This window comes from Paraburkholderia sp. J76 (genome assembly GCF_905220295.1).
Taxonomy (GTDB): Bacteria; Pseudomonadota; Gammaproteobacteria; order Burkholderiales; family Burkholderiaceae; genus Paraburkholderia.
Window position 1 is genome coordinate 1 of sequence record NZ_CAJMZJ010000030.1, and the last position, 17,485, is coordinate 17,485.

Annotated in this window: 14 protein-coding genes; 7 read left to right on the forward strand and 7 right to left on the reverse strand. The window is 68.0% G+C overall.

Annotated elements, in window-relative coordinates; genetic code table 11:
• Positions 1-102: 102 nt before the first annotated feature.
• Positions 103-1,392, reverse strand: coding sequence for a bacteriohopanetetrol glucosamine biosynthesis glycosyltransferase HpnI (gene hpnI, locus U5768_RS31465; protein ID WP_322034227.1), 1,290 nt, complete (start codon positions 1,390-1,392; stop codon positions 103-105).
• Positions 1,393-2,094: 702 nt separating this feature from the next.
• Between hpnI and U5768_RS31470 the strand changes: the two genes are divergently transcribed.
• Positions 2,095-3,099: an LLM class flavin-dependent oxidoreductase gene (locus U5768_RS31470; RefSeq protein WP_322034228.1), complete on the forward strand. Its 1,005-nt coding sequence runs from the start codon at positions 2,095-2,097 to the stop codon at positions 3,097-3,099.
• 12 nt (positions 3,100-3,111) lie between these two features.
• Here U5768_RS31470 and U5768_RS31475 read toward each other — a convergent pair whose 3' ends face one another.
• Positions 3,112-4,251 (reverse strand): alpha/beta fold hydrolase, encoded by a 1,140-nt coding sequence (locus U5768_RS31475; RefSeq protein ID WP_415914006.1) that lies wholly within the window; start codon positions 4,249-4,251, stop codon positions 3,112-3,114.
• Positions 4,252-4,665: 414 nt separating this feature from the next.
• Between U5768_RS31475 and glgC the strand changes: the two genes are divergently transcribed.
• The 5 genes from glgC to U5768_RS31500 all read left to right on the forward strand — a co-directional run bounded on the left by glgC (position 4,666) and on the right by U5768_RS31500 (position 10,479).
• Positions 4,666-5,931, forward strand: coding sequence for a glucose-1-phosphate adenylyltransferase (gene glgC, locus U5768_RS31480; protein WP_322034229.1), 1,266 nt, complete (start codon positions 4,666-4,668; stop codon positions 5,929-5,931).
• A gap of 72 nt (positions 5,932-6,003) precedes the next feature.
• Positions 6,004-7,494 carry a glycogen synthase GlgA gene (gene glgA, locus U5768_RS31485; RefSeq protein ID WP_322034230.1) on the forward strand — a complete coding sequence of 497 codons (1,491 nt, stop codon included), beginning with the start codon at positions 6,004-6,006 and terminating at the stop codon, positions 7,492-7,494.
• Positions 7,495-7,656: 162 nt separating this feature from the next.
• Positions 7,657-8,529, forward strand: coding sequence for a pyridoxal kinase PdxY (gene pdxY, locus U5768_RS31490; RefSeq protein WP_322034231.1), 873 nt, complete (start codon positions 7,657-7,659; stop codon positions 8,527-8,529).
• Between the two features lie 94 nt (positions 8,530-8,623).
• Positions 8,624-9,085 (forward strand): hypothetical protein, encoded by a 462-nt coding sequence (locus U5768_RS31495; RefSeq protein ID WP_322034232.1) that lies wholly within the window; start codon positions 8,624-8,626, stop codon positions 9,083-9,085.
• A 278-nt stretch (positions 9,086-9,363) separates the two neighbouring features.
• Positions 9,364-10,479 (forward strand): branched-chain amino acid ABC transporter substrate-binding protein, encoded by a 1,116-nt coding sequence (locus U5768_RS31500; protein WP_322034239.1) that lies wholly within the window; start codon positions 9,364-9,366, stop codon positions 10,477-10,479.
• On the opposite strand, the gene U5768_RS31505 is transcribed toward U5768_RS31500, so the two are convergent.
• From U5768_RS31505 to U5768_RS31515, 3 genes are all read right to left on the reverse strand, one after another.
• Positions 10,476-12,425 (reverse strand): DUF3857 and transglutaminase domain-containing protein, encoded by a 1,950-nt coding sequence (locus U5768_RS31505; protein ID WP_322034233.1) that lies wholly within the window; start codon positions 12,423-12,425, stop codon positions 10,476-10,478. The two genes, U5768_RS31500 and U5768_RS31505, sit on opposite strands and share 4 nt — an antisense overlap.
• Before the next feature lie 7 nt (positions 12,426-12,432).
• Positions 12,433-13,419 carry an AraC family transcriptional regulator gene (locus U5768_RS31510; RefSeq protein WP_322034234.1) on the reverse strand — a complete coding sequence of 329 codons (987 nt, stop codon included), beginning with the start codon at positions 13,417-13,419 and terminating at the stop codon, positions 12,433-12,435.
• Positions 13,420-13,509: 90 nt separating this feature from the next.
• Entirely contained in the window at positions 13,510-14,760 is a 1,251-nt protein-coding gene (locus tag U5768_RS31515; RefSeq protein ID WP_415914007.1) for an aminotransferase class I/II-fold pyridoxal phosphate-dependent enzyme, read from the reverse strand.
• A gap of 116 nt (positions 14,761-14,876) precedes the next feature.
• Here U5768_RS31515 and U5768_RS31520 point away from each other — a divergent pair, with 116 nt between their 5' ends.
• Positions 14,877-15,755 carry a LysR substrate-binding domain-containing protein gene (locus U5768_RS31520; RefSeq protein ID WP_322034235.1) on the forward strand — a complete coding sequence of 293 codons (879 nt, stop codon included), beginning with the start codon at positions 14,877-14,879 and terminating at the stop codon, positions 15,753-15,755.
• Positions 15,756-15,794: 39 nt separating this feature from the next.
• Here U5768_RS31520 and U5768_RS31525 read toward each other — a convergent pair whose 3' ends face one another.
• Together U5768_RS31525 and hutC are read right to left on the reverse strand one after the other, a co-directional pair.
• Positions 15,795-16,445, reverse strand: coding sequence for a hypothetical protein (locus U5768_RS31525; protein ID WP_322034236.1), 651 nt, complete (start codon positions 16,443-16,445; stop codon positions 15,795-15,797).
• A gap of 185 nt (positions 16,446-16,630) precedes the next feature.
• Positions 16,631-17,326, reverse strand: coding sequence for a histidine utilization repressor (gene hutC, locus U5768_RS31530; RefSeq protein ID WP_322034237.1), 696 nt, complete (start codon positions 17,324-17,326; stop codon positions 16,631-16,633).
• Positions 17,327-17,485 lie beyond the last annotated feature (159 nt).

The window sequence follows — 17,485 nt, forward strand, 5'->3', positions numbered from 1 at the left end:
GCGATGAGTGCTCCGGGTACCCGTAGTGTCGGGTGATGATTGAGGTGACATCTGGTTTAAAGCGTCGGGTACTACAAAGCGCCGGCATCGAAACGACGCCGCTTAGCGGGCGTCCGATCCTTCGACGGCAGGCCGCCGCGTGCTCGCGGGCCTGGTCTGGGCCCCTCGCGCCTGGGCCTCGGGATTGGCGACGCTCACGCGCACGCCGCGCCAGATCACGTGCGAGCCGAACGCGGCGGAAAGCCATTGCAGCGCCAGCAGCAAGTCGCGCAGCGGCACGAGCGGCAAATCGCGCCAGAACGCGCGCCAGCCTCCGCTCGCTCGCGCGTGCAGGATCAAGCGCGCCATGATACCCGCCGTCATGGCCGTGGCGAGCGCGGCCAGCGCCGCGCGCGTCGTCGCGCAAACGCCGACGCCCGCGCCCGCCGCGAGCAGGCCGTAAAACAAAGCGCCGAGCACGAGCCACGGCGTGGGAAACGTAATGAACAGTGAAGCGAACCCCGCCGGATTCACCGAGCGGATAGTGCGCAGCCAACGCGTCTCGCGCAGCCAGAGCGCGCCGAAAGTCGGCTCGATCACGTCGGTGGCGACCACCACGGGCGCGAGCACCGTGGCGAGGCCGTGATCGCGCGCGTAACGGGTGAGCAGATAGTCGTCGGCGAGGCAGTCCTTCAGCGCGGCGAAACCGCCGATGCGATCGAGCGTCGCACGGGACAACGCGAGCGTCGCGCCAAAGCCGAACGCGCGCGAGCCCGTGGAATGCGCCACGCGCACCGAGGGCGCGAACCACTCGTTGATGAAGAGCGCGCCCACGCGCGGCCAAAAACCACCGACGCTGCGGGCGCTGTAGAGGCAGGTCACGACGCCCACGTCCGCGTCGGCGAGCGGCGCGGTGACGATCTCCAGATAGTCGGGCTCGACGGCGATATCGCTGTCGGCCACGACAATGGCGTCGTAACGCGCGCGCGCCGCCAGATTGATGAGGTTGCTCACCTTGAGATTGCTGCCGTGCACGCGCGGGTCGATCACCAGTTCGATGTCATGGCCGGGGTAAGCCGCCTGCAGGCGCCGCACCACGGGGATGGCCGGGTCCGCCGCCGAGGACACGCCGAACAGCAACTGAAAGCGCGGATGCCGTTGCTCGCAGAAGGTCGCGAGATTTTCGTACAGGCGCGGCTCGGCGCCGCACAACGGCTTGAGCACGCTCACGGCCTGCGGCTGCCCACGGCGCGCGCGCCGCGCCGCTTCGCGCACGAGCGCGGCCGACCCCAGGCGCGGCATGGTGAGCGCGGCGACGAGGCCGTAGAAAGCGGCAACGCCGCACAGCACCACCACGAGCCACACGAGCACGGGCCAGGGCGCCGGCATGGCGAAAACCGGCGACACGGTCATGACGCGCCGCCCTGCCCGGTCAGGTGGATCAAACCGCGATCGCGGCCAGTTGCGCGCGAGAGTTGAAACTCCCGCGGCGTTCCGACCGGAATTCGCGTTTGACCACGCACCATTTCCCTGCCCTGAGAATCCAGAATTAATCGGCGCATCGTAGCCGCATTACGGATTGGAGGCTAGAAACCAGCCAATTGATAACCGTTTGCATGATGCAAAACAATTAAACAAACACAAAATGGAGATTAGCCATTGCGTGAAACGACTGGATATGTTCGACCCCTGATTCGACGGGGAAAATTGTATCAGCACGCCTCCTTGTTTTCCGACGTCGGGAGGACAGAAAAATACGTTTTTTACGCGGCAAAGATGTAACCATTTCAGCGATTAAACAGTCACCTTCCAGATCTTTTTGGCCCCGAAACGATTCGGTAAGCCGATAGAAATATCCATTTAATAATCTTGAATTAAAAACCGCGAGCCAGAAATTTAAACGGGAGTAATTCCCATTAATATTCAGATCGAACGCGCGCAAAAACAATCGGCCATTTCCGAATCCACGCCGGCGACATGGATTCATGAAGGCCGCCAGCACGACCGGAAGCGGTTTGGCACAATGGCCGCACCTTGCGAGTGCCTCGCGGCCTTGCGTCGGCAAACCGGCGCGCCGCGCACACGTCGCCTCCTCCCTTTCAGGCCCACGCTCCCATGACCCTATTCTCCGTACTCGACCTCTCGCCCATCCCGGCGGGCTCTCACGCCGGCGCCGCGTTGCACAACACGCTCGATCTCGCGCGCCACGCCGAACGCCTCGGCTACCACCGCTACTGGCTGGCCGAGCATCACAACATGACGGGTATTGCGAGCGCGGCGACCTCGGTCGTGATCGGCTATGTGGCGGGCGGCACGCAAACCATCCGCGTGGGCTCTGGCGGGATCATGCTGCCGAATCACGCGCCACTCGTGATCGCCGAGCAGTTCGGCACGCTCGAAGCGCTCTACCCCGGCCGCATCGACCTGGGCCTCGGGCGCGCGCCGGGCACCGACCAGACGACGGCGCGCGCGCTGCGCCGCGATCTGCAAAGCAGCGCCGACAGCTTCCCCGACGACGTGGCCGAACTGCAGCGTTATTTCGCCGCGCCCGTCGAAGGCCAGCGCGTGCGCGCCGTGCCAGGCGCCGGGCTGAACGTGCCGCTTTATATCCTCGGCTCCAGCTTGTATGGCGCGCAGCTCGCGGCGGCCATGGGCTTGCCGTTCGCGTTCGCCTCGCACTTCGCGCCCGATCATCTGCTCACGGCGCTGCGCCTTTACCGTTCGCAGTTCCGTCCGTCCGCCGTGCTTGCCAAGCCGCATGCGATGGTCGGCGTGAACGTGTTCGGCGCGCCCACGAACGAAGAGGCGCGCTTTCTCTTCACGTCGCTGCAGCAGCAGTTCGTGAATCTGCGGCGCGGCACGCCGGGACAGTTGCCGCCGCCGGTCGAGAGCATCGCGGCGAACGAGTTCGAACTCGCGGGTGTCTCGCACTCGCTAGCCTGCTCCGTGGTGGGCGACCAGGAAACCGTGCGCGCGGGCCTCGCCTCGGTGATCGAGCAAACGGGCGCGGACGAACTGATCGTCACCGCGCAGATCTACGACCACGCGGCGCGCCTGCGCTCGTTCGAGATGGCGGCGCAGGCCCGCGAAGAACTGAAGGAAGCCGCCGCACGACGCTAACCGCCGCGCGGCTCAGTGCGCGGCGTTCAACGCGTCGAGCCCTTTGAGCAGCGCGGCATGAAACGCCTGCGGGTCCTGCATCTGCGGCGCGTGACCGAGATCGGCGAACTCCACGAGCGTTGCGTGGGGAATGGCGCGCTGCGCGGCTTTCGCCAGCGCCGGATAGTGCCCGAGCTGCGCGCGCACCTCGGGCGGCGCGAGATCCTTGCCGATGGCGGTCGTGTCCTTGTCGCCGATCATCAGCAGCGTCGGCATCTGCAACTGGCCGAGTTCGTAGATCACCGGCTGCGTGTAAATCATGTCGTAGAGCAGCGCGGAATCCCACGCCACCGGCGCCTTGCCCGCCCCCCGATACATGCCCGCCAGCATCTGCACCCACGGCTCGTAGGCCGGACGCCACTGGCCCGCGTAATACGTCGCCTGTTCGTAGCGGCGAATGCCGTCGGCGGTCGTCTTCAGTTCGCGCGCGTACCAGTCGTCCACCGGGATCGACGGCACGCCCTTCGCCTTCCAGTCTTCGAGACCGATGGGGTTCACGAGCACGAGTTGCGCGGTTTCGCGCGGGTACATGAGCGCATAGCGCACCGCCAGCATGCCGCCTGTCGAATGGCCGATGATTGTCGCGTCGTGCACGCCGAGCGCCGCGAGCAGCGCGTGCGTGTTGCGCGCGAGTTGCTGAAAGCTGAACTGGTAGGAAGCGGGCTTGCTCGATTTGCAAAAGCCGATCTGGTCCGGCGCGATCACGCGGTAGCCGGCGGCGTGCAGCTCGCGGATAGTGGCGTCCCACGTCGCCGCGCAGAAGTTCTTGCCGTGCAGCAGGACCGCCGTGCGTCCGTTGGGCTTCGCGGGCTGCACGTCCATGTACGCCATATGCAGCATTTGCCCTTGCGATACGAACGCGAAATCATGCACGGGATGCGGATACTCGAAGCCCTGCAACTCGGGGCCGTACGCCGGGCCGTCGGGCGTCTGGGTCGCCGCCTGGGGTGACGAAGCGGCCGACGCGGCCAACGCGGCCGACGACGACGCGTTCGGCGCAGCCCCGCCCGCCTGCGCATCAGCAGCGAAAGCGGCGTGACAGAACGCGGCCGCGCCCAACGCGGCAACGAATGGGGCAAAGCGAATACGCATGTGGCTCAGGATGGCTCTCATCGACCAGGAATCCGGCGAAAGGTGGGATGGAAAACAGCGCGCCGACATGGCGCCGATACAGCCAGCGATTCTAGCGGCCCCGCACCGCTCCTGCCCGCGTTCGCGCGCCCTGGATGAGCGGCATGCCGCTTGCTTCTCACTTGCTCCTCACGAACGCCTCGCGCGATTGCGGCGCGCATCTACGGCCCGGCGCACAGGCAATTCGCGCTACGCTACGCTTCATTCGATGCTAGAACAGTCGATAGAGAACGCGTGAGACGTCCGTGGCGCACTGCATGCGTGCTGCATTGCAAAACGCGCCGCACAGCGACGCCACCGAACACGCGACAGGCACACCAGACAAGGACCGCGCAGGCCGGAGCAAAACAACGCCCGCTGCGGCGGCCGCCCCGGGGGCACAACAAGGAGACGACCATGGAAACTCCGGCAAGCCTCAACGATCTGCAACGCACCACCCTCGCCATCGTGCTCGCTGGCGGCCGCGGCACGCGCCTCGGGCCGCTCACCAACAAGCGCGTGAAGCCGGCCGTGTATTTCGGCGGCAAGTACCGCATCATCGATTTCGCGCTCTCCAACTGCCTGAATTCGGGCATCCGCCGCATCGCGGTCGTCACGCAGTACAAGGCGCATTCGCTGTTGCGCCACCTCCAGCGCGGCTGGGGCTTCCTGCGCGGCGAGTTCAACGAGTTCCTCGACCTGTGGCCCGCGCAGCAGCGCGTGGAAGGCGCGCACTGGTATCGGGGCACCGCCGACGCCGTGTACCAGAACATCGACATCATCCGCTCGATCAGGCCGAAGTACGTGGTGGTGCTGGCCGGCGACCACATCTACAAGATGGACTACACGCGCATGATCGCGGACCACGCCGCGAGCGGCGCGGACTGCACAGTGGGCTGCATCGAGGTGCCGCGCATGGAAGCGCGCGCGTTCGGCGTGATGGCCGTGGACGAGACGCGCCGCGTGACCGGCTTCGTCGAAAAGCCCGACGATCCGCCCGCCATGCCGGGGCGCCCCGACATCGCGCTCGCGAGCATGGGCATCTACGTGTTCGATACGAACTACCTCGTTCATCTGCTCGAAGAGAATATCTCGCGCTCGGCCACCGATCACGACTTCGGCAAGGACATCATTCCGCGCGTGGTGAGCGAGGGCCATGCGATCGCGCATCCGTTCAGCATGTCGTGCGTGTCGTCGGACCCGGCCGCCGAACCTTACTGGCGCGACGTGGGCACGGTCGACGCCTACTGGTCGGCCAACCTCGACCTCGCCTCGACGATCCCCGCGCTCGATCTCTACGACCGCAACTGGCCGATCTGGACCTACCAGGAACAGTTGCCGCCCGCGAAGTTCGTGCGCGACCTCAACGGCCTGCAAGGCTCCGGCACCAACCTGATCGTGTGCGGCGGCAGCGTGATCTCGGGTTCGCAGATCTCGCGCTCGGTGCTCTCGTCGAATGTCGTCGTGCAGTCGTTCTGCAACATTGCCGAGGCAGTCTTGTTGCCGCAGGTGACGGTGGGCACGAGTTGCCGGCTGCGCAAGGTCGTTGTGGACCGTGGCTGCACGATTCCCAATGGCACCGTGGTCGGCGAAGACGCCGCGCGCGACGCCGAACGCTTTTATCGCACCGAGAGCGGCGTCGTGCTGGTCACAAGCGAGGCGCTGGCAAAGTTGTCAGGCTAGCCCTGCATGGCGCCTCGTTTCAGGACGCGCCAACCCACAAAAAAACCCGAGCACCGAGAGGACTGACTCCCGATGACCATTCGCGTCCTGCATGTAGCCAGCGAACTGTATCCGCTCCTGAAAACCGGCGGCCTCGCCGACGTGACCGCCGCGCTGCCCGCCGCGCTGGTCGAACTGGGCGCCGACGCGCGCCTGCTGCTGCCGGGCTTCGCGAGCGTGGCGGCGGGTCTCGCCGACCTGCGGCCCGTCGCGCGTCTCGGGCGCACCTTCGGCGCGCCCGAGGCGACGCTGGAACTCGGGCGCCTGCCCGGCAGCGATCTTGCCGTCTACATGATCCGCGCCGACGCGTTCTACGCGCGCCCAGGCAACCCCTATCTCGACGCCGAGCACGTGCCCTACGGCGACAACGCGCAGCGTTTCGCCCTGCTCGGCTGGACCGCCGCGCAACTCGCGCTGCATCTGGACCCCGGCTGGGCGCCCGCCATCGTGCAGGCGCACGACTGGCACGCGGGACTCGCGCCCGCCTACCTGCGCGCGGCGGCGCGCGAACGCGGCGCGGGCACGGCGAGCGGCGGCGCGCGCTCGATCTTCACGATTCACAATCTCGCCTACCAGGGCATCTTCCCCGCTCAGCAGTTCGACACGCTCGGCCTGCCGGGCGACTTCTTCGACATGCATGGCGTGGAGTTCTACGGGCAGCTTTCGTTTTTGAAAGCCGGCCTCTATTTCGCCGACAAGATCACGACGGTAAGCCCAACCTACGCGCGCGAAATTCAGACCGTCGCTCAGGGCGGCGGGCTGGAGGCGCTGCTGCGCGGCCGCACGCACGATCTCGTCGGCATTCTCAATGGCGTGGACTACGCCGTGTGGAATCCGTCGAGCGACGCGGCCATCGCCACACGTTATTCGGCCACGCGCCAGGCCGGCAAGATGCGCTGCAAGGCGGCGCTGCAGGCGCGGCTGAAGCTCGCGCAGAAACACGACGCCCTCGTGTTCGGCGTGGTGAGCCGGCTCACCGAGCAAAAGGGCCTCGACCTGCTGCTCGCGGCGCTGCCCGAGATCGTCGCGCGCGGCGGGCAGCTCGTCGTGCTCGGCACCGGCGACGCCAGCCTCGAACAGAGCTACGCGCGCGCCGCGCATCAGCATCCCGAATCGGTGGCCGTAGAGCTGGGATTCGATGAGACGCTCGCGCACGAGATCGTCGCGGGGGCCGACGTGATGCTGGTCCCCTCGCGCTTCGAACCATGCGGCCTCACGCAGCTTTACGCGCTCGCATACGGCGCGCTGCCGCTCGTGCACTGCGTGGGAGGACTCGCCGATACGGTGGTGGACGCCTCGCTGGAAAATCTCGCCGATGGTCTCGCCACCGGCTTCGTGTTCGAGCGCTTCGAGCCCGACGCGCTCACGGCCGCGATCCGCCGCGCCTTCGCGCTCTATGGGCGCAGCCGCGACTGGCGCGAGACCCGCTCGCGTGCAATGCAGCAGGACTTCGGCTGGTCGGCGTCGGCGCAACGCTACATGACGCTCTATCGCGAACTGGCCGGTCAAAGCGCCGTGGCCTAGCGCTTCGCGAGGCGCACTGCGGGCGCGCGAAGCCGGCGCGCGCGCAACATCGCGCCGACGCATCCATCGACTGGGCACAGCGAATTCGGTTATCGTTGCTGCACCTGCGCAAGACGCGGCGTACGTCGCGCCGCGCCAGCCACAACGATATCTGGACCGACCATGAAAAACGTTTTGAGCATCCAGTCGCACGTCGTGTTCGGTCACGCGGGCAACAGCGCCGCGGTATTTCCCATGCGTCGCCTCGGCGTGAATGTCTGGCCGCTCAACACCGTGCAGTTCTCGAACCACACGCAATACGGTCACTGGGCCGGCGCAGCCATCGACTCGAACGAGGTCGTCGATCTCGTCGAGGGCATTGGCGCGATCGGCGTGCTGCCGCGCTGCGATGCCGTGCTCTCAGGCTACCTCGGCGCACCCGAGCAGGCGCAGGCCGTGATCGACGTGGTGCGCGCCGTGAAAGCCGCCAATCCGCAGGCGCGCTACTTCTGCGACCCGGTGATGGGCACGCCGGGCGCCGAAAACGGCTGCCGCGTCGAGCCCGGCATTCAGGAGTTTCTCGTGCGCAACATGCCCGAGGTCGCCGACGCGATGATTCCCAATCACAGCGAACTGCAACGGCTCGTGGGCCGCGAGATCGAGACCGCGGAAGAAGCCGTGCTCGCGTGCCGCGAGGTGCTCCGGCGCGGCCCCAAGCTGATCCTCGTGAAGCATCTGCTCGACCGCAACAGCCCCGCCGACCGCTTCAACATGCTCGTCGTGACCGAGAGCGAAGCATGGCTCGGCCAGCGCCCGCTCTATCCGTTCGCGCGCCAGCCCGTGGGCGTGGGCGACGTGACGAGCGCGGTGTTCGTCGCGCGCCTGATGCTCGGCGACTCGCTGCGCCGCGCGTTCGAACACACGCTCGCGGCGGTGAACGCCGTGGTGAAGGCGACTTACGACGCGGGCCGCTACGAACTGGAGATCGTCGCGGCGCAAGACCAGATCGCGCGCCCGCGCGAATGGTTCGACGCGTGGTCGGTGGATGGGGCCTGAACCTGGGCGGTGCGCGCGGCCTATAATGCCGTCCGCATGATGTGCGGCGGCTGCCGATGCGGCCGCGGCGCCCCCCGTCCTTAGAGAATGACCGATGTCCGATTCAATCCGTAGCGAACAGGAAGAGTATTTCGAGCAGCTTTGCCTTGCCGTCGACGCCGGCGAGACGCACGAGCAGGAAGCGATCGAATACTTCGAGGAACAAAGCCACGAAAGCGATTTCGACGCCGCCGTGTGGCTCGACATTGCGCTTTACCACGCACCCGACGTCGCGCGCGGCATCATCGACTTCGTCGACGAAAGCGACCGCGAACGCAGCGGCATCGCCCAGACCATTGCCGACACGCTCGACATCTCGTACGGCGACGACGAATGCGAACGCTTCGAAGCGACGATTCGCTTCGCGCTCGCCAACGGCATTCCGGTCGATCTCGACGTGCTGCTCGACGGCTGCAACCGCGCGCTCGACGACCTCGAAGACTGGGCGAGCGCCGACACCATGGCGCCGCTCGTGCGCCTGCGCGACACGCTCTTCGAACTGCAGCGGGACAGCTAGTTTCACCTGCGCGATACTGCGTAAGGGGCGCCATGCGCGGCCTGATATAGTGCTCGCCATCCGCCGCCTCACCAAGGCGCGCGCCAGGACCAGCGCGCGGCGCGACGTACCCGGGAAAACGCACACAAGAACACCGCGCCGCTGTCGCGCAAGGAGTCACGATGAGTCTCGCCGCCCTGCTCAGAACCGCCGCTGCCTGGGCATTCGCCACGCCGTACAGCGTGCACCGCGATCGCCGCCCGCCCGGCAGGCTCGCGGCCGGGCTCCTGTTCGGCGCGATGGCCGCCGCCGCGACGCTCGGCGCCGGCCACGAGGCGCTGGCCGCCGGTCCGCTCAACGTACGCATCGGTTTCGTCTCGCCGCTCTCGGGCGACTACGCGAACTACGGCCGCGATCTGGAAAACGGCGTGCAGCTCGCCCTCGACGAGGCGAACGCGCAAAACATCAAGATCGGCGAGGAGACGGCGCACTTCGAACTCGTGCCGATCGACGACCGCAGCGACCCGCGCCTCGGCGTGCAGGCCGCCGCAACGCTGGCCAACCAGGGCGTGAACGCCGTGGTCGGCCACTTCAATTCGGGCTCCGCCATTCCCGCCTCGCGCATCTACGAGAGCGCGGGCATTCCCATGATCAGCCCCGCCGCCACCAATCCCGTCATCACGTCGCAAGGCTTCGCGAACACCTTCATGGTGATTGCAAACGACGCGCAGAACGCGGGCGTGGCCGGCGCGTGGGCCGTGGACGTGATGAAGGCCAGGCGCGTGGCCATTCTCGACGACCGCAGCGCCTTCGGCCAGGGCGAGGCCGACGTGTTCGAGCGCGCGGTGCGCGAGCATGGCGGCAACGTGGTCGCGCGCGAGTTCGCGGAAAGCATCGCGAGCGACTTCGGCCCGCAGCTCGGCAGAATCAAGGCCGCCGACGCCGACCTGCTCTACTTCGGCGGCCTCGCTCGCCAGGGCGCGGCGCTCGTGAAGCAGATGAAGGCGCGCAGCATGAACGCGCAGTTCGTGGCGGGCGGCGGCGTGGCGAACGCGGAGTTCACCCGCGACGCGGGCGCGGCCGGCGAAGGCGCGATGGCGTGGGAATACGGCCGCCCGCTCGCGCAACTGCCCGACGGGCCGCGCTTCGAGCAGGCCTATAAAACCCGCTTCGGCGCCGACGTGCTCGCCTACGCGCCGTTCGGCTACGACGCGACGTGGGCCGCGATCCATGCGATGGTCAACGCGAAGTCGGCGAAACCCGAGGTCTACCGCAGCGCGCTCAAGGCGCTCGCCTTCGACGGCGTGACGGGCCACATCGCCTTCGAGCCGGATGGCTCGCTCAAGAACGGCGCCTCGACGCTCTGGCAGGTGAAGAAAGGCGTGTGGGTGCCGGTGATGACGCGCGGCGGCTAGGCGCCGCGCGTCGATCCCGCCGCGCGTACGACGATCTGCGCGTGCGTGTCGCGTTCGATGCGCACGAGCGCCTCGCGCATCTGCGCGAATTCGCCGGCCGTGCACATCTGGTGGCCAAAGCGCGCCGACAGCCGCCGCTCGATCTGCAGCGTGCGCGAAGGCGCATCGAACACGTAGTGCGACGTGTAGTCGAGAAACGCATCGCTCACTTGCACGTCTTGCGGCACGTCGGTCACGCGCGCGAATGCGGGCAGCGCGATCTGCGCGCTCTCCGTCCATTCCCCGCCGATGCACGCCCAGGGCTGCGTGCGGCGCTGCGCCAGCCAGTTGTCGATCTGCGTGGCGATGCCGCCCGTGAAACTGCTCGTCGCGGGTATCGCGGTCGTGCCGTCGCGCCAGACCACGTGATCGAGCGTACCTTCCATCGTCACCGAAAACGGACCGTCGGTCGCGGCCGTGGGGCTCGTGCTCACGCGCGCCGTGCCGGCCACGCCCGTGAGCCGCAGGCGCTGCGCCGCGAGTTGCTGCGCTCCCGTGTGCGTCGCGCGGCGAAACGAATTGCGCTCGGGTTCCGCGCCCGCGCCCTCGTCTTCCACGTAGTAGCTGTAGTCGGCGTCGCCCGACGGCTGCACGTCGAGCGAGAGGCGCGCCGTGCGCTCGCGCCGCTCGGTCGCGGGCGTGCGCGCGAGCACGCCGTCGTCCACGAGCAGCACGGGCCGGTCCATCACGCCCGGCGGCAGATAGCCGAACGCATAGCCGCCCGAGGAGGTATCCGCGTACACGCCAAGGTCGGGCAGCCACGCGATGGCGTGGTTGATCGCATGCGCGCCATAGCCTGGCACGTCCGGCAGCGTGTAGACGGGGCCCAGATCGAGCAGCACGGGCTCGGCGCGGATGCCCACGGCCGCGAGCAGCGCGCTGAAGAGCGCCACGTGGTCCTTGCAGTCGCCGTAGCGGTTGCGCAGGATGTCGGTCGCGTGATGCGGCACGGCCGCGGTCTCTCCGAGAAAGAGCGCGACATAGCGGATATTGAAGCGCATCCAGTCGTAAATGCGGCGCGCCTTCTCGCGCGGGTCGCTCACGTCCGCCGCGAGCGCTTGCGCGAGCGACGCGATGGCCGGATCGGTCGAGGTGGCGTCGGCGGCGGCTTCGCGGTAGCGCGCGGCGAACGCGGCGAAGTCGGGCACGGTCGAGACCATCAGCCGGTCGCCCCAGTTCACGTAGGCCACCGCTCCCGCTTCGAGCGGCGGATACGGGCCGTGCCGGTATTCGAACGCATAGCGGGTGCGGCCGTTCGCCGTCTCGGGCGCGAGCGCCGCGTAGCCGCGCGCATCGGCGTGGAGCGGCACCTGCGCGGGCAGATCGAAGATGAGGCGCTGAAACGCCACGGGCTCGCCGGTCGGCTCGACGAAATACGAGAACGTGCCCGCTTCGAGCGCCTTCGCGCGGCGCTTCGCGAAATGCAGATGCACGCGCGAACCCACCTGCACGCCCGGAAAGATCACCGTGCGCAGCACGCCGTCCTCGAACGTGGGCGCGCCCGCCGAGCGCGGTTCCTGCACGTCGCGAATGCCGCTTGCGCCGACGGCGTGCGCGGTGCCGTCCGGATCGATGGTTTCGGCGGAAAGCCCCGTGATCGTTTCGATATCCTTATTGAACCAGACGTAGCGCTGGGCGATCTCGTCCACGCCGGCGGCGGTGTTCGCGCGCAGCACGGTGTCGTCGTCCTCGACGACCGAGCCATCCGCCTGCACGACGAAAAGATGCACGTCGCGTTCGAGCGTGTATGGCGGGAGGTCGTTTTGCGCGGCGCTATCGGTGGTCCCGGAGGTCCCGGCACTGTCGGCGGTCTCTGCGCGGGCGTTGCCGTTCGCCATCGTCAAGACCAACGCAAGGCACGACACGACGCACAGGACGGCGCGCGCGACCCCTTCGCCTCGCGTCATGAGCGGCTCAGGCGCGCGCCGCCGCAAGCGCTGCGTTCGGCCATGAAGTCCGCGCGAGATGACGAGCACGCTGCGCGGCGCGCCACGCGCGCGGACTCGCGCCGAACTCCGTGCGAAACGCCGCGTTGAAGTTCGACAGATCGTTGAAGCCGCTTGCGAGCGCAATGTCGACGATCTTCGCTTCGTCGTCGGCGGCAAGACGCAGCGCGGCGGCGCGCAGCCGCGCACGCAGCAGGTATTGATGCGGCGTCACGCCGGCCAGGGCCGAAAAGGTGCGCAAAAAATAGAACTCGCTCACGCCCGCCGCCGCCGCGAGGCTCGCGAGCGTATGCGCGTCGCCGGGTGTCTCCTCGATCAGGCGCAGCGTCGCGACCACGCGCTGCGCCGCGGCGGCCCCGGGCGCGGGCGGCGCGGACGTATCCTTGCCGCTCGCCGCCATGCGCAAGGCGCTCAGCGCCAGTGCCAGAGCGATTTCATCCCACGCCGCGCCGCCGAAGCCCGGCGCGTGACGCCGCTCGTGAGCGAGCGCGTCGGCGCAAGCGTGCGCCACGAGCGGCGCGAGCGCGCGCACGGGGGGCACCCGCGCGGATCGCCAGCGCCTCGCGCCAGGCGCGAGACCCGCAGCCGCGGCCTGCTCGTCGAGCCACGCAGGATCGTAATGGAACGAGAGACAGCGGTCGCCCGCCGCGTGACGGTGAGCGCATTCGAAACAGGCGCCGCTTTCGCCCAGCATCAGCGCGCCGGGCGTCATGAGCGCGCGCACGTTGCCGCTGCGGTAGCCGAACACGCCTGCCGCCACGATGGCGAGGCACGCGCTCGCGTGGCGCTCTTCGTAGGGCCGGTCGCCGGGCCCGAGCGTACAGACGACATCGTCCGCCGACCAGCCCGCGCCAGCGGCCAGCGGGCGCGCCGCGGGGGCACGGCCGCTATCGGCGCGGCCTTCGCGTTCGCGCTGGGCGAGCGCGCGTTGCAGTGAAGCGGCGAGAGCTTGCACGGCTACCTCGTGGGAAGTTGGCCACGTTCGTTAGCTACGTCTGCCGTTGTAGCACATCGCCGCGCGCGCCGCCGAAGCGGCCTTCGGCCCTTATCCCCTACGTTCGTCGATGGCGCGCAGCAGCGAAAGCGCGATCCCTTCCGCCGCGAGGCGCACCTCGTCGAGCGCGGGAAACGACGGCGCGATCCGCAGATGGCTGTCGCGCGGATCGACGCCGTACGGGAACGCCGCGCCCGCCGGAGTAAGGACGAGCCCCGCCGCCGCCGCGAGTTCCACGGTGCGGCGCGCGCAGCCCTCGGGCGCATAAAGGCTGATGAAATAGCCGCCGCGCGGCGCGTTCCAGCTTACGCCGGGCACGCCCGCGAGGCGCGCGCGAAACACCTCGTCGACGGCGTCGAACTTCGGCTTGAGCAGCGCGCGGTGGCGCGCCATCAAGCCTGTGAGCGTCGCGCGGTCGCGCAGAAAGCGCACATGGCGCAACTGGTTGAGCTTGTCCGGCCCGATGGTGCGCACGGCCGAGTGCTTTTGCCACCAGGCCACGTTGCGCGGCGCGGCGGCGAGCCACGCGAACGCGCCGCCGCCGAACGTCACCTTCGAAAGCGAAGCGAACATCAGCGCGCGGCCGGCGTGGCCCGCCGCTGCGCAGGCCTCGAACACATCGAGCGTCGCGTGCGTTTCGTCGGTGAGGTGATGAAAACGGTAGGCGTCGTCCCAGAAGAGCCGGAAGTCGGGCGCGGCGGGCATGGCGGCTAGACGCCGGATCACCTCGTCGGACCAGATCGCGCCCGTGGGGTTGCTGTAGAGCGGCACGCACCACATGCCCTTGATCGACGGATCGTTGCGCACGAGCGCTTCCACGCGGTCCATGTCGGGACCGTCTTCGCGCATCGGCACGGCGATCATGCGCACGCCCAGCGACTCGCAGATCGCGAAGTGCCGGTCGTAGCCCGGCACCGGGCACAGGAACGCGACATCCCCTTGCGCGCGCCACGGTGCACCCACTTCCGCGCCCTCGCCCACCGGCACGCCATGCAGCAGCGCGAAGGTCAGCGCGTCGTGCATCAGTTCGAGGCTCGAATTGCCCGCCGCGATCACCTGCGCACCCGCCACGCCGAGCAACCGAGCGCCCAGTTCGCGCGCCTCGGGCAAGCCGCTCGCGAGGCCGTAATTGCGGCAATCGAAGCCGTCGCGCGCGAGATAGCCCGCCTGCGCGGCTTCGTCGATGAGCGCCTGCGAGAGATCGAGTTGCTCGCGCGAAGGCTTGCCGCGCGACATGTCGAGCCGCATGTCGAGTTGCTGGAATCGTTCGTAGGTCAGATCGACGGGCGGCGACATCAACATGGGCTTCTCCGGAAGCGAAGAACAACGTGAGGGGTCCTGGTGGCCCAGTATCGGCGTGTCCCCGCGTTCAGACAAACGCGTTATATTGAAGCCTTCGATCAATTTTTCTTATACCGATGAAGACCCTCGACCTCGATGTGCTCGCCATGGTGGTGGCCGTGGCCGACGCCGGCAGCTTCGTGCGCGGCGCCGCGCTCGTGCATCGCTCGCAGGCCGCGCTGAGCATGCAGATTCGCGCGCTCGAGGAGTCCATCGGCAAGCCGCTCTTTATTCGCGCGCCGCGCAGCGTCACGCCCACGCCCGACGGCCAGACGCTCATCGCCTACGCGCGGCGCATGCTCGCGCTGCGCGACGAAGCGTGGGCCTCGCTCGCGCACCCGGAGGTGACGGGCCGCGTGTCGATCGGCGTGCCCGACGACTACGCGTCCTCCCTCATGCCGCCGGTGCTGCGCAAGTTCTCGGCGAACTGGCCGAAGGTGGAAATCCAGGTGATCGGGCTGCCGAGCAGCGCGCTCATCCCGCTCCTGAAGGACAACAAGATCGACCTCGCCTGCATCACGCGCACGCGCGGTCTTGCGGGCGAATTCATCCGTTTCGAGCCGATGGTGTGGGCCGCGCCGCCCGCGGCCGTGAGCGCCGCGAGCGGGCGCGAGATCTGGCGGGAGCGGCCGCTGCCGGTCGCGCTCTTCGGCGGCGGAAGCGTCGCGCACACGAACGCGATCCAGGCGCTGGAGCGCGCGAAGATCGCCTATCGCACTTCGTATGAAAGCCCGAGCCTGATGGGCCTGTGCAGCATGGTGGCGGCGGGTCTCGCCATCGCGCCGCTCGCGCGCTGCGCGGTGCCGGAAACGTTCGTCACGCTCGGCCGCCAGCATGGTTTGCCCGCGCTGCCCGAGCTGGAAGTGGTGCTCGCGCGCAGCGCGCGGTCGAACCGTCCGCCGTGCGATTTTCTCGCCGATCAGATACTCGCGGAGCTGCGCGTGCAGGAGCACTGATCTTACGATCATCCGCCGGACGATATTTCGGATAACGAATCAGTCGTCGCCGAGCCGCGAAAGCAGCGTATAAAGACGCGAAACATGGCGCAGCAGCATCTCGCGATGCTTTTCGATCTGTTCGAGGCGGCCTTCGAGGTCGGCGCGCACGCGCTCGTCGGGGTCGGCGTAATGGATCACGTCTTCGATACGCGAGCGCAACACGGCGGGCTCGACCGGCGGCACGCTCAGGTAGCGCTCGAGCTTGCGCACATCCTGCGCGGCGAGATCGCGAATCTTGCGCATGCCCGCGAGACGCCGCTGCGCCTCCGGCGCCGCCGTCACCTCCTCGCGCTTCGCGCTCTGGCCAAAAATGGGCTCGACGCGCAGCACGGGCGCCTTGCGCACCGGATGCGCGGTGCCGCGAAAACGCGCGCGCGGCGTCTCGCTCGCGATCGCGTCGCGCGTTTCGTCGGGCACGTCGGCGCTCTCGTGCTTCACGTCCATCCAGCCTTCGGGCAGGCCCGTGACGGCTTCCACGCCGCGCACGAACTCCGCGCTGAAGTCGCGCTCGCCCGACACGATCAGCTTCATGTGGCTCGCGGAAAACGTCATCATGCGCGCGAGCCGGGTGGCCGACCCGACCTCGCGCGTGAGCAGCGCGAGATTGGCCCGCCACATCGGCATGAGCGTGGCGTTGGCATCGTCCATTGCGGAACTCCTCCTTCGTTCGCATCACCCGACCATGATACGGGCTGCGGCGTACGACGCGCGCTTTCGCGGGCCGTCTGGCCCCATTGGCGCGATGTTGGCGGCGATCGAGGAAAGCAGCAAGACGCATGCCGACCCGCCTCGGCGAGGCAACAAGCAAAAGACTGAGGAATAGCGGCGCGTGCCTAGAAATGCCCGGTAAAACGATAGCGGCTGCCAGGATGCCAGAGATTGGCGACCGAAGCCACGAGCCCGCGCGAGCGCGTGCGCCGATGCAGCACGAGGCACGGTTCGGCGTCGCCCATGGCGAGATGCGCGCGCGTAGCGGCTTCGGGAGCGAGCGCCTCGATGCGGTACTCCACGCCCTGCAGCGGCGCGACATGCACGAGGTACTGGTTCGGCGTGATGTGGGTGAAGTCCTGCGCCGCGTAATCGGGCGCGACGGCGGGATTGACCCAGCGCTCTTCGAGCTGCACGGGTTCGTCGTTCTCGAAGTGGAGCACGCGCGAATTGAACACCTGGTCGTTCGCGGCAAGCCCCATCTCGACGGCAAGCGGCTCGTCGGCGCGATGCACGCCTATCTCGAGCACCTCGGCGCGGTAGCGGTGCCCGCGCGCGAGGATTTCATCGGAGATGCTGCGAATGGCAACGAGCGTCGACTCGTATTTGGGCCGCGCGACGAAGGTGCCCGCGCCCTGCACGCGCGTAAGCACCTGCTCCGCGGTGAGTTCGCGCAGCGCCCGGTTCACGGTCATGCGCGCGACCTTGAACTCGCGCGCCAGTTCGTTCTCCGAAGGAACCTGGTCGCCCTCGCTCCACTCGCCCGCATGAATGCGCGCGAGGATGAAGTCCTTGATGCCCTGGTATGCGGGAGCGTTCATCGCGGTGGCCCGTGCCGTAGCGGCGCGGCTTATTGCGCCTCGGACTCGAACGCCAGCGGGCTGTGCCTGGCAATCGCGCCGTTTTGCACGAGGCGCGTAATTGCTTCGATGTCCGGAGCAAAATAGCGGTCGAGGTCGTAATGCGGCACCTCGGCGCGT

Excerpts from the sequence above, each read along its gene's own strand:
- U5768_RS31525 (WP_322034236.1), bottom strand. The coding sequence starts at position 16,445 with ATGGACGATGCCAACGCCACGCTCATGCCGATGTGGCGGGCCAATCTC.
- U5768_RS31515 (WP_415914007.1), bottom strand. The coding sequence starts at position 14,760 with ATGTTGATGTCGCCGCCCGTCGATCTGACCTACGAACGATTCCAGCAA.
- glgA (WP_322034230.1), top strand. The coding sequence starts at position 6,004 with ATGACCATTCGCGTCCTGCATGTAGCCAGCGAACTGTATCCGCTCCTG.
- U5768_RS31505 (WP_322034233.1), bottom strand. The coding sequence starts at position 12,425 with ATGACGCGAGGCGAAGGGGTCGCGCGCGCCGTCCTGTGCGTCGTGTCG.
- U5768_RS31500 (WP_322034239.1), top strand. The coding sequence starts at position 9,364 with ATGGCCGCCGCCGCGACGCTCGGCGCCGGCCACGAGGCGCTGGCCGCC.
- hpnI (WP_322034227.1), bottom strand. The coding sequence starts at position 1,392 with ATGACCGTGTCGCCGGTTTTCGCCATGCCGGCGCCCTGGCCCGTGCTC.
- glgC (WP_322034229.1), top strand. The coding sequence starts at position 4,666 with ATGGAAACTCCGGCAAGCCTCAACGATCTGCAACGCACCACCCTCGCC.
- U5768_RS31495 (WP_322034232.1), top strand. The coding sequence starts at position 8,624 with ATGTCCGATTCAATCCGTAGCGAACAGGAAGAGTATTTCGAGCAGCTT.
- hutC (WP_322034237.1), bottom strand. The coding sequence starts at position 17,326 with ATGAACGCTCCCGCATACCAGGGCATCAAGGACTTCATCCTCGCGCGC.
- pdxY (WP_322034231.1), top strand. The coding sequence starts at position 7,657 with ATGAAAAACGTTTTGAGCATCCAGTCGCACGTCGTGTTCGGTCACGCG.
- U5768_RS31470 (WP_322034228.1), top strand. The coding sequence starts at position 2,095 with ATGACCCTATTCTCCGTACTCGACCTCTCGCCCATCCCGGCGGGCTCT.
- U5768_RS31520 (WP_322034235.1), top strand. The coding sequence starts at position 14,877 with ATGAAGACCCTCGACCTCGATGTGCTCGCCATGGTGGTGGCCGTGGCC.
- U5768_RS31475 (WP_415914006.1), bottom strand. The coding sequence starts at position 4,251 with ATGAGAGCCATCCTGAGCCACATGCGTATTCGCTTTGCCCCATTCGTT.